Source organism: Microbulbifer sp. MCCC 1A16149, assembly GCF_050368945.1.
Lineage (GTDB): Bacteria > Pseudomonadota > Gammaproteobacteria > Pseudomonadales > Cellvibrionaceae > Microbulbifer.
Genome location: NZ_CP185959.1, coordinates 2,076,164 through 2,089,232, shown reverse-complemented (window position 1 = coordinate 2,089,232; position 13,069 = coordinate 2,076,164). Strand labels below are relative to the sequence as shown.

Here is a 13,069-nt window from a genome sequence, read left to right as displayed (position 1 = left end):
CTGTTAGTTGGCCTCCGCGAAAAATTAACGTCGAGGCTCTCTACGAAAAAGGGCCCCGAAGGGCCCTTTTTGTTTGACTGATGTCCAGTGGATTAACCCGCTGAGTTACCGATCGCAGCTGCCATATTCAGGCACTGCTGGTTTTTGTAACGGCGGTTTTTAAGTGCTTTTTCCAGCAGCGGGTTCAGCTGCTTTCCGCTATCCAGAATATCGCTTACCTGCTTAACGCCTTGCTCGCTGCAATTCAGCGGGAACAGGCGGGTATAGGTGCCGACAAACTCGGAAGCATCGCTGGCATTGACCTCGTCCAGTGCTCCGACAATGCGCTCGACATTTGCCTCGTAAAGACCCCGTTGTTCGGTGGGGAAGAGCGCGCTGGCGGCGTACTTCAGCTGCGCCAGTTTGAACGCATCACGGTTTTCCAGCAGGTTGTTCAGCCACAGGGTTTTGGCTTCCTGCTGTGGACGAATGGCTTCCGCGGCGATGGCGTTCAGCTGGGAGCGGTCGGAGCCGTCTTTTTCCAGCTCAGATTTGATTGCCTGAGCGTAGTCGCCATAGAGGTGGCGGTTCAGCAGGGCGATGAGGTTCCAGCGCATATCCGGGTCCAGTACCAGCCCTTCGATGCCCAGCTCGCCACGCAGCAGGTTCTGGGCATTCGCCAGTGCTTTATCGGTATGGGCTACGCCGGTAAAGGTGCCGAACCAGGTTTTCTGCGCGTCGCTGCCTGCGGGCGCACTCTGCAGTTGCTGCCAGGCGAAGGATTCGATGGCCAGTTGCAGCTGTGTGCGCTTGGTGTCGTCCATGGCTACCTGGTTCAGATAGGCATAAGCGGTGCCCAGGTGGCTGGAAACCAGGCGGATCACGTTGATGTTCTCCTCACTGCCAGCATTGCTGACGGCAAAGCTCACATACTGATCCAGCGGCAGTTTGGCATCGGTAACGGAGTCGAACAGGCTCTGCCACATCATCAGGCGGGTGAACGGACTCTCGATGTCATTGATGTGCTTGGACATATTGGCCACTGAAACCTTGTCCAGGTTGACCTTGGCAAATGCCCAATCGCCTTCGTTCGGGTAAACGATCTGCGGACAGGCTTCGCCTTTGGCTGCGGTGACTTCGGTGGAAGCACCTTTGTAGATCACCGGGATGGCCTTGCTCAGCACCATCTTGCCGCCTTCCATATTGTACAAGCCCACCTGGGTACGCTGCTCGCGCAGGGTCGGGTATTCGGCCGGTGCCGTCTGGCTAATGGTCAGGCTGGCAATCTTGTCGCCATCGCACTGGAAGTTGGCCTGGATGGTATTGAGGCCGGCCTGGTACAGCCATTGCTGCTGCCACGCGTCCAGGTTTTTACCCGCCGCTTTGCCCAGGTGTCCCATGAAATCGTTCAGGGTGGAGTTCTTGTAAGAGAGGTCCTTCAGGTAGTTGGACACACCCTTGCGGAATTCTTCCTTGCCGAGGTAGTAGGGCAGCTGTTTCAGGATCGAGCCGCCCTTACCGTAGGTAATGCCATCGAAATTGGCGAAGGCCTCGTCGGTATTCTTCACCGGCAGCTGAATCGCGTGGGTGGTCGGCAGCTGGTCGGAACCGTAGGCCCACTGTTTAGTGCCCTGGTAGAAGTTTTCCCAGGCGTTGTCGAACTCGCTGTTCTCTGCCAGGGACAGGTTGGCCATATAGGTGGCAAAGCTTTCGTTCAGCCACAGATCGTCCCACCAGTTCATGGTGACCAGGTCGCCAAACCACATGTGCGCCATTTCATGGGCGATTACATTGGCCAGGCGCATACGCTGGGCCTGGGTTTTTTCACCGCGGGAAACGTAGGCTTCGTTGAAGGTAACAGCGGCCACGTTTTCCATGGCGCCGGCGTTGAAGTCGGGCACGATGACCTGATCGTACTTAACGAAGGGGTAATCCACTTCGAAATACTTCTGGAAGAATTCGAAAGATTGCTTGGTAAAGGTGAACCAGTCATCCGGCTTCACGTATTCCGCCAGGGTTTTGCGTGCAAACAGGCGCAGCGGGATACCATCGGCATCGTCTTCCCAAACGGTGAAAGGACCGGCGTGCAGGGAGAAAATGTAGGAAGAGAACTTCTTGGATTGCGGGAATACCCAGTGATTCACCTCACCGTTCTTCTCGATATTCTTCTCGCGTACCGAGGTGATCACGCTCCAGTCTTTCGGCGCGGTCACATCCAGGGTGTAGTGCGCTTTCAGGTTCGGCTGGTCGAAGTGCGGGAACAGACGGTTGGCATCGTAGGGCTCGAAGTCGGTGTACATGTACACCTCTCCGTCCACTGGATCGACGAAGCGGTGTAGGCCGGATCCGTTGTTGGAGTATGCGTGTTTGTAGTCCACCGCGATCGCGTGCTTGCGACCTTTCAGGTGGGCCGGTTCGATGGTAATGAACTGGCCGTTGTAGGCGAAAGGTACAGATTTACCATCTACCTGAACGCCCTCTACTTCACCAACGGCGAAGTCGATGGTCAGCGGTTGCAGCAGGTTGCGGCGGAACTGGGTGTCGGCAACCACGCGACCGGAAAAGGCATCGCCGGATTTGTCGATGGTGACAGACAGTTTGTAGTCCACCTGGGCAATCTGTTGCTTGCGCAGCTTGGCGTATCGCGCGGACAGCCCGGGCGCATCACTGCGGGCAACGGCCGGCTTTGCGAGCGCGTGAGCGGTGGTGGTGGACTGCAGCTGATTAGGTTCCAGGCTACAGGCCGCGAGAATGCTGCTGCACAGCACGCCCAGGGCGAATTTTCCGGTCTTGGTCATGGGTACCCCATTGTTCTTAGAGCTACTTGGCATTCGAGTTCTTGGGAAAAGATTTCTGCGCGCGGGCGCAGAAAGTCGAGTCTTATAGCACGCCACTGGACGCCAATGCGCGCCAGCTTGTCCCGCGATTGGAGCATTTCATCGCGAGCCAGTGAAAGATGCTGGCCGCTTGGTTTTAGCGGGGTATATTTCTTTGGGGTTCGTTCTTGGTAGCTTTTAACTCTGCATTACGATGGGGCAAGGGCTGTTGGCGGCGTGCATCAGTGGGTGGGGTGGGAGCTCGGTGTTTGCCCGAAAGTGGTTGTTTTTCGGGCAGGCGGACTGTCAGGACGATTGCTCGGGACAGAAACATTGTCTGCCCGAGCGGGCACTGGAATGGACGATCTCTATATCCTGCTCGCTTCAGAAGCGTTTACCGACAAACAGCGAGGTAACCCCGGAATCCCCTTCGTCGATTGCATAGAGCATATGCTCCAGGCCGATTTGCCAACTGGCAATATTGAGCCCCACAATCGCGCCGTAATTTTCCTGAAAGCCTGAATCGCTTCCTGTATTTTCCCAGGTAACGTCATAATCGGTTTCGCCTATGATGTCTCCAGAGAAAAACTCGATATCATAATCAGTTCCGTAAGAGTGAACTTGATGATCCCATTGTGCATCCCAGTACTGGTAACCAAGCTTCAGGCCTGCAAAATAAGGGCGTGTTGAATCTGTTGTGACGGATACTGATATTCCTGCAGACTTAAGCTCGAGCTCAGAGGTTTGGTCTATCGTGCCAATCCATAATAGATATCCGTCACCGTAGTTATCATCCGCAGACTTCTTTCCTTTGAAGTCTGAGAGGTTGGCATAACGAAAGTCCACGGATATATGTCTATTGATTTCATAGCCTAAATCCAGGTTGTAAACATTGGATTTTGGGGGACGATCGTACCGGTAGAGCTCATATTGAAACTCACCCGCATCGGGAATCTGGGCTTCGCCATATCCGAGGCGAAAGTAAAAATCCCCGGCTGCGGCGTTTCCGCTGAGGGTGGCAATTACAAGAGATAAAAGAGAAGCGTACTTCCATTCTGACATTGAGTTCAGTTCCTTTGAGGTGGCGCAGAATCTCTTATTATTCCAGTGGGTGCGGTTCTTTGTAAAGTTTGATGCCGCCCGATGGGTAGGGTAGATGTAGAAACAGAGGGGGAGGGGAGTGCGTCGCTGAGGGCCGAAGCGCAAAGCGGGCGCAACCCAGGTCGCGCCCATTTTTGGTTGGAGCTCGGCTTAGAACTTGAATTCAGTACCGATGCCGAAGTAGCTGCGCTCGTAGTCGTTCGCTGCAGTCTCATCGGTGTAGAAGGTAAATACCTTGGCGGTTTTGGACAGTTTGTAGTCCAGGCCGAGACTGAAGGTTTCACCATCGGTTTTGACAATGTCAGACTGGCCGTATTGCGCCTTTGCGGTCCACTGGTTGATCTTGTAGGCCACGGAGGTCATCCAGCCGTCCTGCTTGGTGTTGTCTGCCTTTTCCTGTTCTTCGAACAGGCCGCCAACTTGCAGGTTGCCAAAGTTGTACTGGGCAACCAGGCGATTCACTTGCCAGTCATTCGCCTCAACACTCTGGTCGAAAGCGTAGGCCAGGTAAACACCGTTTTGATCGTAGGCGAGTGATACGGAAGTGCCATTATCGCGGGTATCGATCTGATTGCCCGCGTCATCGAAGATTTCCGCTTCCTTGTTGCTGATATAGGCGGCGGCAACCTTAAAGCCTGCGAAAGAGGGGGTGGTGTACTGCAGGTTGTTGGATTCGCGGTTGTCGCTTTTGGTGAGAATGCTTTTGATATCACCCTCGAGGTCATTAAACAGGTCGACTTTCTTCTGGGCAACTTTTAGCGGGGTATCGAATTTGCCGCCGATCACCTGACCAAACCCGCCCTCAAGTCCAGCGTAAATATTTCGCTGGGTAAAGGTGTCACCTTCACCGTCGATATTTACCTGATACTCCATTTTGTAAATGCCCTTGATACCGCTATCCAGCGGCAGGTCGCCTTTTACACCGACACGGGACGCGTTACTTTTTACATCCGTTGTGGCGCCTTCGCCTTCGTCATTGGATTGGAATGAAGTGTTCGCCTTGCCGTAAAAGGTCAGTACTTCAGCGTTTGCAAAAGTAGGCAGTGCTGCCGCCAGTGCGAGGGTGATTGCAGTCTTTTTCATGGTTGGTCTCTGAATGTAAAAAGAGAGTGCCGTTGTTTGATGCTGCGCATTTTGCTACCCATTTGTTACAACCGTGTGAAACGTGAATGTTTTCTTAATGTTTTATGACCTGTCGGTTTCAGGTGGGGCAGGGTGTCAAGAATGGAAGTAATGGGATGCGGTCGGTGGGCTGAGCCGGTGGGTTTCGTGACTTGAGCTCGGTAGTCTGGTGCTATCTAATCGGGGTTAAGGGACGAAGTTGTGTTTGGGGCGCGTGATAGGCATATGTGGCGCGAACCAGATGCGGATGGCTAAGGAAAGCTGTTATGGGGTGGGGGGAAATTACCCTGGCGAGGACGCCGTCACTGGTGACTGGAATCTGGTCGCTGGCGGCGGGTATTGGTCAGGTGGCGTTGTGGCCCGAGTTGCCGGGTAGCGTGGAGAGTGCGGGCTTGTTATTGATGGGCGTCATCGCGCTGACTGCTCTACTGCTGGTATTTTCCCGTCCAGCCAGTGGCAATGCGCGCTGGCTTGTCTGGTCGGTGATATTGCCTTTCGTGTTCGGCGCCTGTTGGGCCCTGCACAGTAACCATGAAGTCCTGAAACAGCGCCTGCCAGATGTGCTCCATGGAACCGATCATCGCATCACAATGGAGGTGAGTTCCCTGCCGCAGTTGTCACCGGCGGTCTCTCGTTTCGGATCCAATTTCCACCTCTCGACAGGCCATAAAGATGGCCGGTTTACCGCAAGGGTGATCGACGGGGAAAATCCTGTATTTCTCGGACAGGTTATTCGCCTGCGCTGGTATCGCATTGGCCCCGAATTGGCCCAGAATCTGACTGCGGGAAGCCGTTGGAAATTGGTCGTCCGCCTTAAACAACCCCGCGGTAGTCTCAATCCCCACACTTTTGACTATGAAACCTGGTTGTTACAGCGCGGTATCTACGCGACTGGCTACGTGCGTGACAGGGATGACGTGCCTCAGTTTATTGCTGCCGGTGACGGCATGGATGCGTTGCGGGAGCGTGTCCGGGACCGGATCTCTCGCGTAACACCCGAGAACTCTGGGTTGCACCAGCAGGCACTGATTCGCGCACTGCTGCTGGGGGATAAGGGCGATGTAGATGCGCGCACTCGGGATTTGCTGCGCAGAACGGGCACCGCCCATTTGCTGGCTATCTCCGGACTGCATGTGGGGATGGTATCGGGGATATTCCTGCTATTGGGCGGGCTACTGGGTCGCCTCTTTGGGTTGTTCAAAAAGGGCAATCCGTTATTTTGGCCAGGCGGAGCCGCCTTGATTGCGGCGTTGGCATATACGCTGTTGAGCGGTGCTCCGTTGTCTGCACAGCGGGCTCTGATGATGACGTTTGTGGTGATCATCGCCCTGGTTCACCGCAGAAGGTTCGGAGGTGGCCTGGCACTCGGGCTGGCTCTGGCGTCTGTTCTACTTTTGCAGCCGTTAGCCGTGCTCGACGCGGGATTCTGGCTGTCATTTGTCGCAGTGGGAGCTTTGTTATTGCGTTTTCGCGGGCGGACTGCGCGTGTGGAGAGTGGGTCCGAGGAGGGGCCTGTGGGTAACGCGATACCCGGCAATCGATGGGGCCACCGCCTGCGTAGCCTCACGATAGCGTGCGGTACTGCGATACAGAGTCAGTGGGCCATCCTTATCGGCCTGTTATTGCCTTCAGTACTGATTTTCTCTGGGGTGAGCGCCAGCGGCCTGCTGTTGAATCTGGTGGCGATTCCGTGGGTCGGTCTTCTTATCTTGCCTCTGGTGTTTCTGGGGGCGGTATTTCCCGGGGCGGTAGGCCAGCTTCTTTGGTGGCTCGCGGATATGCAGCTGTCATGGCTGTTGGGCTTTCTGGCCTATGCAGATGGTCGTTTGCCTGGGTGGCAGCCGTTACCGCTTCCCCCGATTGCAGTGCTTTCTTTCGCCGCCATCTCTTGTTTCATATTGCTTTTACCGCGCGGGTTTCCCGGGCGTGGGTTGGGATGGTGTCTTGTGCCGGTGGTATTCGCGAGCTTGTTGCCCGGCGCCTGGCAGAGACCGGGAGAGCCGTTTCTCGAGGTCACTGTACTGGATGTGGGGCAGGGGCTTTCCGTGGTTGCTGCCACCGATGGCCACCGAATTTTGTTTGATACTGGGGCCGGCAGCGACAGCGGCTGGGATGCGGGGAGCAGTATCGTGGCCCCATATCTGATGGCTGAATATGGGACGCCGCTTGATTTACTGGCGGTGAGTCATGGCGACCGCGACCACGCCGGCGGCGTGGGCGGCGTGCTTGCGCAGATGGAAGTCGGTGCACTTGCAGCTCCGGGGCGCCTTGGCGAGCGGCTTGGAAGGGGAGGTGTCGGCACGGACGGCGGACTGCCGGCGCCTGCACGCCATTTTCCCTGTCTTGCCGGGAGGGAGGATGTTTTGGGAGAACTGAAGGTGCAGTGGCTGTGGCCGGAGTCGGACGGTGTGGATGGCGAAGAAAACGACCACAGCTGCGTGGCGTTGCTTGCATGGCGGGGGATACGGGTTCTGCTGACCGGGGATATATCCGATAAAGTCGAGCGCCGGCTGAAGGTCGCCTATCCTGAGTTCGAGCAGGTAGACCTGTTGGTCGCACCCCACCACGGGTCGCGCTCCTCTTCTTCTAGTGCCCTCATTCGGTGGGCGCGCCCGGGCGCGGTGGTGTTTAGCGCCGGATATCGGCATCACTTCGGCCATCCCCATCCGGATGTGGTTGCACGCTATGGCAAAGCTGGCGCCAGCCTGTTCAATACCGCAATGACTGGTGCGGTCACACTGTCCTGGAGCGGCGCAGACGCCGAGCCACGGGTAGTTTGCGCGCGAAATGCGCCCCGATTCTGGCTTGCAGAGGTCCCTTTGTGTACTGGCGGTGAAGCCAGTGTGCGTTGAGGCACATGCCCCCTGAGCACTATCAGGCAACGCGGAGGCGCGCGGTTCCATATTGCGGCCATCGGCGTACCAATTGGTAGCGGGATGAGAGCTTGGTCGCAGTTTTGGGGTGGGGCGTGGTGTTACCGTGCAGGCCAGTTTCAGCAAGATGATGTACTGGTTAATTGCATGAAGATTAAACCGATTGCTGGCGCGGTTGTGTTCGCTGCCGGCTTATTCACTTCTACCGGGCTCCTGGCAGAGCAGTGGAAGTACTCTCTGGGTACCGATATCAGCAGCGGTGACTACGGCAACAGTCAGGAAACCGAGATTGTTTCGACCCCGTTTACCGTCAGCTATTCACCCAATACCAGCTGGACGTTCAAGGCGTCCCTGCCGTGGACGCAGATCGAAGGCCCCGGCGGGGTTGTGCCGGGTGGCGACGGTGGATTCGTCGTGGGGCCCGGAAATGGCAATGGCCAGGGCAATGGCAACAACCCCGGCAGCGAGCCAGATACCGTAATTACCAGCGAATCTGGCATCGGCGATCTCTGGTTGACCGGCACCTACAGCCTTGAGCCTGTAGTCCAGCGTTACTTTGTGGACCTGTCTGCCAAGTACAAGGTGCCGGTGGCCGACGAGGCCAAGGGTCTTGGCACCGGTGAAGCCGATTTCACCCTGCAGACAGAAGTGTTCACAGTGGTGGACAACTTCACGCCATTTGTCACCCTGGCCAAGAAATTCAAGGGCGATCTCCCGGAGGTTGAACTGCGTAATGTCTGGTATGCCTCTGTCGGCAGTGGCTATCGGTTGGATGAGGTGTCCAGTATCGGCGCCTCTCTCGACTACCAGCAGGCCGCCGTTGCGGGTAACGATCCGCAGACTGAAATTTTCGGCTATTACAGTCACAAGCTCAGCGCACAGTGGAGCGGCATGCTCTACGGCTATATCGGACTGGCAGACGGCAGTCCCGACCAGGGGGTCGGGATACAGGTCAACTATCGACCGGCGAACTGATTAACACTTTTCCCTCTGCGATTTCCGCTTGGCTGTTGAAACGGCGGGAACCAGAAACACTCAGGAGAAAACAGCGATGAAGATTCCATTTAAGTCTACTGCGATGGCTGCAGCTCTGGCTGGCCTGGTCAGCGTCCCTCTGGTATGGGCCGACGAAGACATGCCGGAGACGGATACCACCGAAGTCGTTGAAATAGCGGAAACAGTTCCCGGCGAGCGCATTGCCGGCTATTTCAGTGAGTTTTTTGGTGAGGAATCATCCAGTGTGGTGGCTGGGCTGCGCGACGGCAGCATCCAGTATGTCGAGCCGCTGCCGGAAGGTGAGGAAGTTGCGACCGATACGGATACGGACACCACCGAAACCGATGGAACGGAAGTCGATGCCCCCGAAGTAGAAGATGGCGGCGAGCCCGGCAACGGCATGGGTTACGGCAACGTGCTGATCACCATGGCGCTGGCCGAACAGTTGGCTGGACTGTCCGCTGCTGAAGCGCTTGAGGGCGAGGAGGGCATGACCGCCCACGAATCCCTGAACGAAATCCTGCGTATGCGCCAGGTAGACGGCATGGGTTGGGGGCAAATTGCCCGCGAGCTGGGCGTCAACCTTGGCGAAGTAGTCAGCGGTATTCGCTCCAATCGTCCGGATATGACCGAAAAGCTGGCCCGTCGCGACGAGCGTGCGGCAGCGCGCTCCGAGGCGCGTGCTGAGCGTGAACTGGCGCGTGCAGACAAGGTGGCCAAGGTCGAAAAGGCGGAGCGTGTTGCGAAGCTGGACCGTCCGGAAAGACCGGTTCGCCCGGAAAAGGCCGAGAAGCCTGAGCGCCCGGAAAAGCCGGCGCGTCCTGAGCGTCCCGGACGCTAAGCGGCAGTCAGTCGCAAGCTGATGGGCCTCTTTTTATGAGGGGTCTGCAGAAAAAGCCGCCTTCGGGCGGCTTTTTTATTGCAGTGCCGGAGGGGCTGTGTGCAATGACCGCTTAGCCATTCGTGCAGGATCTGGCATTCAGCGCCGGAAAGCTGGCCCGATTAGGGCAGCGTGCAACTCCGTTCACAGAGATAAAATTCATACCACTCAAGCACTTAGCCATCCGGTTGAGCTGTGGTAGAGTCTCCGACTTAGCTTCAACCCATAACAAAACCCTTCCGCAGTCTGGGGCGTATAAAAAGTGTTAGAGATTATCAAGTCTGGCGGCTGGCTGATGCTGCCTATCCTGCTCTGTTCCGTAGCTGTTATTGCGATTTTCATCGAGCGTTTGTGGACGCTCAACGAGCGCAAAATCGCCCCGCGTGCGCTGCTGGGTGAAGTCTGGAGTTCGCTAAAGAACAACCAGCTGACCACGGAAAAGATCAAGGCCCTGCGCGACTCCAGCCAGCTGGGACGCATTTTTGCCGCGGGTCTCGCCAATTCCAAGCATGGCCGTGAGGTGATGAAGGACAGTATCGAAGAGGCTGCCAGTCAGGTGGTGCACGAGCTGGAACGCTTCCTGAATGTATTAGGTACCATTGCCGCTGTGGCGCCGTTGATCGGCCTGCTTGGCACCGTGGTGGGCATGATTCAGGTATTTACTGCCATTATGTTGGAAGGCACCGGCAATGCGGGTGTACTGGCCGGGGGGATCTCCCAGGCTCTGATCACCACCGCCGCGGGCCTGAGCGTGGCTATCCCGGCGCTGATGGCACATCGATACTTCCAGCGCCGCGTGGATTCCATTGTGGTGACCATGGAGCAGGAGGCCGTCAAACTGGTGGATGCCCTGCATAGTGACCGCCGTATAGAAGCAGCAGCCTGAGCGCTCAATCACAGATTCAGGAGCGCTTGATGCAATTCCGTCGCCAGAATACAGAGCAGGATGGGGTGAACCTCACGCCATTGATCGATGTGGTGTTTCTGCTGCTGATCTTTTTTATGGTTTCCACCACCTTCACCAAAGAGAGCCACCTTGAACTCAATCTGCCGGAGGCTTCGGGCCCACAGGCAGAGAGTCCCCCCTCAACCATTGAGGTACTGATCAATGCCGATGGCTCATATTCGGTGGATGGCCGAGCGCTGATCAACAAGAAGCTCGCTACGCTCAAATCTGCACTGTCGGAAGTGTCCGGTGGCGAGTACAATCGCCCGCTGATCATTACCGCAGACGCCACCGCGCAACATCAAGCGGTGGTTCGTGCCATGGATGCCGCGGGGCAGCTGGGATTTGTTCATCTCAGCATCACCACCCGGCAGCCGGACGAACAGTAATCTATAAAGTGTTGAACCGCTGGATACGGCGCGTGCCGTATCCACGATATGCCCGCAGTTGCCTTGCTGTTGCGGGTGGTCTCTTGCGGAGAGCACGCTGCCAAGATATTTATGGATAAATCCCCCCAGCCGGTGCTGAAGCCCCGGGACGGCGCCAGAACCTATCGCCGCCTACTTTCCTACGCTGTACCTCAGTGGCCGCTGTTTGTCGTCGCGGTGCTCGGATTCCTGCTGTTTTCCAGCATGGAAGTGGTGCTGATTGCCGTCACCGAGCTGTTGCTGGACGCCGTCGGTGCCGGTATCGAGCAGGGACGAGGGTTCCTGTCGAAGTATGTCGCCGGTTTTTTCCCTGGTGGGAACATGCCCCAGGAGACCGCCCGCTGGTTGGTGCCGTCGGCGATGCTGATCATCATCATGCTGCGCGCCGTGGGCAATTTCGTTGGCAGCTACGGTCTGTCTTACGTTGCCCGAGCAGTGATTCATCAGTTGCGCACCGAGCTGTTCGAACATATCGGGCAGCTGCCTAGCAGCTATTTTGATCGCTACACCGGTGCCTTCCTGATTTCAAAGGTCGCCTACAACGTGGAGCAGGTGACCAACTCCATTACCAAGGCCTTGCGGACGCTGATTCGTTCCTCGTTTACGGCCATTGGCCTACTGACCTATCTGTTGCTGGTGAACTGGCAGCTGACCCTCACATTCTTCCTGTTTGTGCCGGTTATCGCGGGTATTGTCAGTATTGTGGGCCGCCGTTTCCGCAAGCTCAGCCATCGGATCCAGAACACCATGGGGGACGTGACCCACGTGACCCAGGAAGCAATCAACGGCTACGAAGTCGTCCGCATGTACGGTGGCCGGACTTATGAAAATGCCCGTTTCGCAGCAGCGAGTAATGCCAACCGACAGCAGTTCATGAAACTGGTTGTGGCGGATAACGCCAGTGTATCCGTCATTCAGACACTGGTAGGGCTGGCAACTGCCGTGCTCGTGTGGTTTGCACTGGCGCCCGGTATGGTGGAATCCATGACTGCAGGCGTGTTTGCTTCCTATATCGGTGCCGCTGCCTCACTGGCCAAGCCGATCAGAAACCTCTCCGAGGTCTATGCCGAAATTCAGAAAGGGATCGCGGCGGCGGAAAGTATTTTCGAAGTATTCGACGCGCCCAAGGAGCCCACTGGTGGCAACCTGCATCTGCCAAGCCCGGTGACTGGGGAAGTCACTTTCGAGCATCTGGGTTTCCGCTATTCGGAAGACGGCCCGGATGTATTGAGTGACATCGATTTCTCGGTGCGTGCGGGGCAGACGGTTGCCCTGGTAGGGGCTTCCGGTTCGGGCAAGACCACACTGGTAAGCCTGCTGTCCCGATTTTACGATCCCACCTCTGGGCGAATTCTGCTGGATGGGGTGGATATTACCGAGGTTCCAGTGGCGGAGTTGCGCGAGCAGATCAGCCTGGTCTCCCAGAACATTGTGCTGTTCAACGATACGGTGTATCGCAACATCGCTTACGGCGAGCTCGAGGGCAAGCCGGAGGCGGAAGTCGAGCGGGCGGTAGATCTGGCGCACGCGCGCGACTTTATCGAAGAGTTGCCAGAGGGGCTCAACACTGTGCTCGGGGATAACGCGCAGATTCTTTCCGGCGGCCAGCGTCAGCGACTGGCTATCGCGCGGGCGCTGTTAAAGGATTCGCCGGTACTGGTGCTGGATGAGGCGACCTCCGCTCTGGATAATGCCTCCGAACGTCACATTCAGGCGGCGCTTGCGGAGGTGATGAAAAATCGTACTACGTTTGTGATCGCGCATCGCCTGAGTACCATTGAGAATGCAGATTGCATCCTGGTCATGGATCAGGGGCGTATCGTTGAAAGTGGCACCCACAGTGAGTTGCTGGAGCGCGGCGGTCGCTACGCGCTGTTACTTCAGCAGCAGTCCGGCGGTGCCATCGGCGGATAGAAAATTCGAAACGG

General features: G+C 56.8%; 9 protein-coding genes. 6 read left to right on the top strand and 3 right to left on the bottom strand.

From position 1 onward, the window contains the following. Positions 1-92: 92 nt before the first annotated feature. From pepN to ACONT6_RS08855, 3 genes are all read right to left on the bottom strand, one after another. Positions 93-2,810, bottom strand: a complete 2,718-nt coding sequence (pepN, locus tag ACONT6_RS08865) for an aminopeptidase N (RefSeq protein ID WP_428821345.1) — start codon at positions 2,808-2,810, stop codon at positions 93-95. A 369-nt stretch (positions 2,811-3,179) separates the two neighbouring features. Further along, on the bottom strand, positions 3,180-3,857 hold the full coding sequence (locus ACONT6_RS08860) for a hypothetical protein (protein WP_428821344.1): 678 nt from the start codon (positions 3,855-3,857) through the stop codon (positions 3,180-3,182). A gap of 189 nt (positions 3,858-4,046) precedes the next feature. Next, a complete protein-coding gene (locus tag ACONT6_RS08855) occupies positions 4,047-4,979 on the bottom strand; it encodes a porin (RefSeq protein ID WP_428821343.1) in 933 nt (310 codons plus the stop codon). A 305-nt stretch (positions 4,980-5,284) separates the two neighbouring features. On the opposite strand from ACONT6_RS08855, the gene ACONT6_RS08850 reads away from it, so the two are divergent. The 6 genes from ACONT6_RS08850 (at position 5,285) to msbA (ending at position 13,055) form a co-directional block, all read left to right on the top strand. Then, a complete protein-coding gene (locus tag ACONT6_RS08850) occupies positions 5,285-7,870 on the top strand; it encodes a DNA internalization-related competence protein ComEC/Rec2 (RefSeq protein WP_428821342.1) in 2,586 nt (861 codons plus the stop codon). Between the two features lie 168 nt (positions 7,871-8,038). Next, positions 8,039-8,866 carry a hypothetical protein gene (locus ACONT6_RS08845; protein WP_428821341.1) on the top strand — a complete coding sequence of 276 codons (828 nt, stop codon included), beginning with the start codon at positions 8,039-8,041 and terminating at the stop codon, positions 8,864-8,866. 76 nt (positions 8,867-8,942) lie between these two features. Further along, complete coding sequence (locus tag ACONT6_RS08840; RefSeq protein ID WP_428821340.1) at positions 8,943-9,728, top strand: hypothetical protein; 786 nt, start codon at positions 8,943-8,945, stop codon at positions 9,726-9,728. A 301-nt stretch (positions 9,729-10,029) separates the two neighbouring features. Next, positions 10,030-10,653, top strand: coding sequence for a MotA/TolQ/ExbB proton channel family protein (locus tag ACONT6_RS08835; protein WP_078085586.1), 624 nt, complete (start codon positions 10,030-10,032; stop codon positions 10,651-10,653). Positions 10,654-10,682: 29 nt separating this feature from the next. Further along, entirely contained in the window at positions 10,683-11,102 is a 420-nt protein-coding gene (locus ACONT6_RS08830; RefSeq protein ID WP_181253089.1) for an ExbD/TolR family protein, read from the top strand. A gap of 111 nt (positions 11,103-11,213) precedes the next feature. Continuing rightward, positions 11,214-13,055 (top strand): lipid A export permease/ATP-binding protein MsbA, encoded by a 1,842-nt coding sequence (msbA, locus tag ACONT6_RS08825; protein ID WP_428821339.1) that lies wholly within the window; start codon positions 11,214-11,216, stop codon positions 13,053-13,055. The last annotated feature ends 14 nt before the right edge of the window (positions 13,056-13,069 follow it).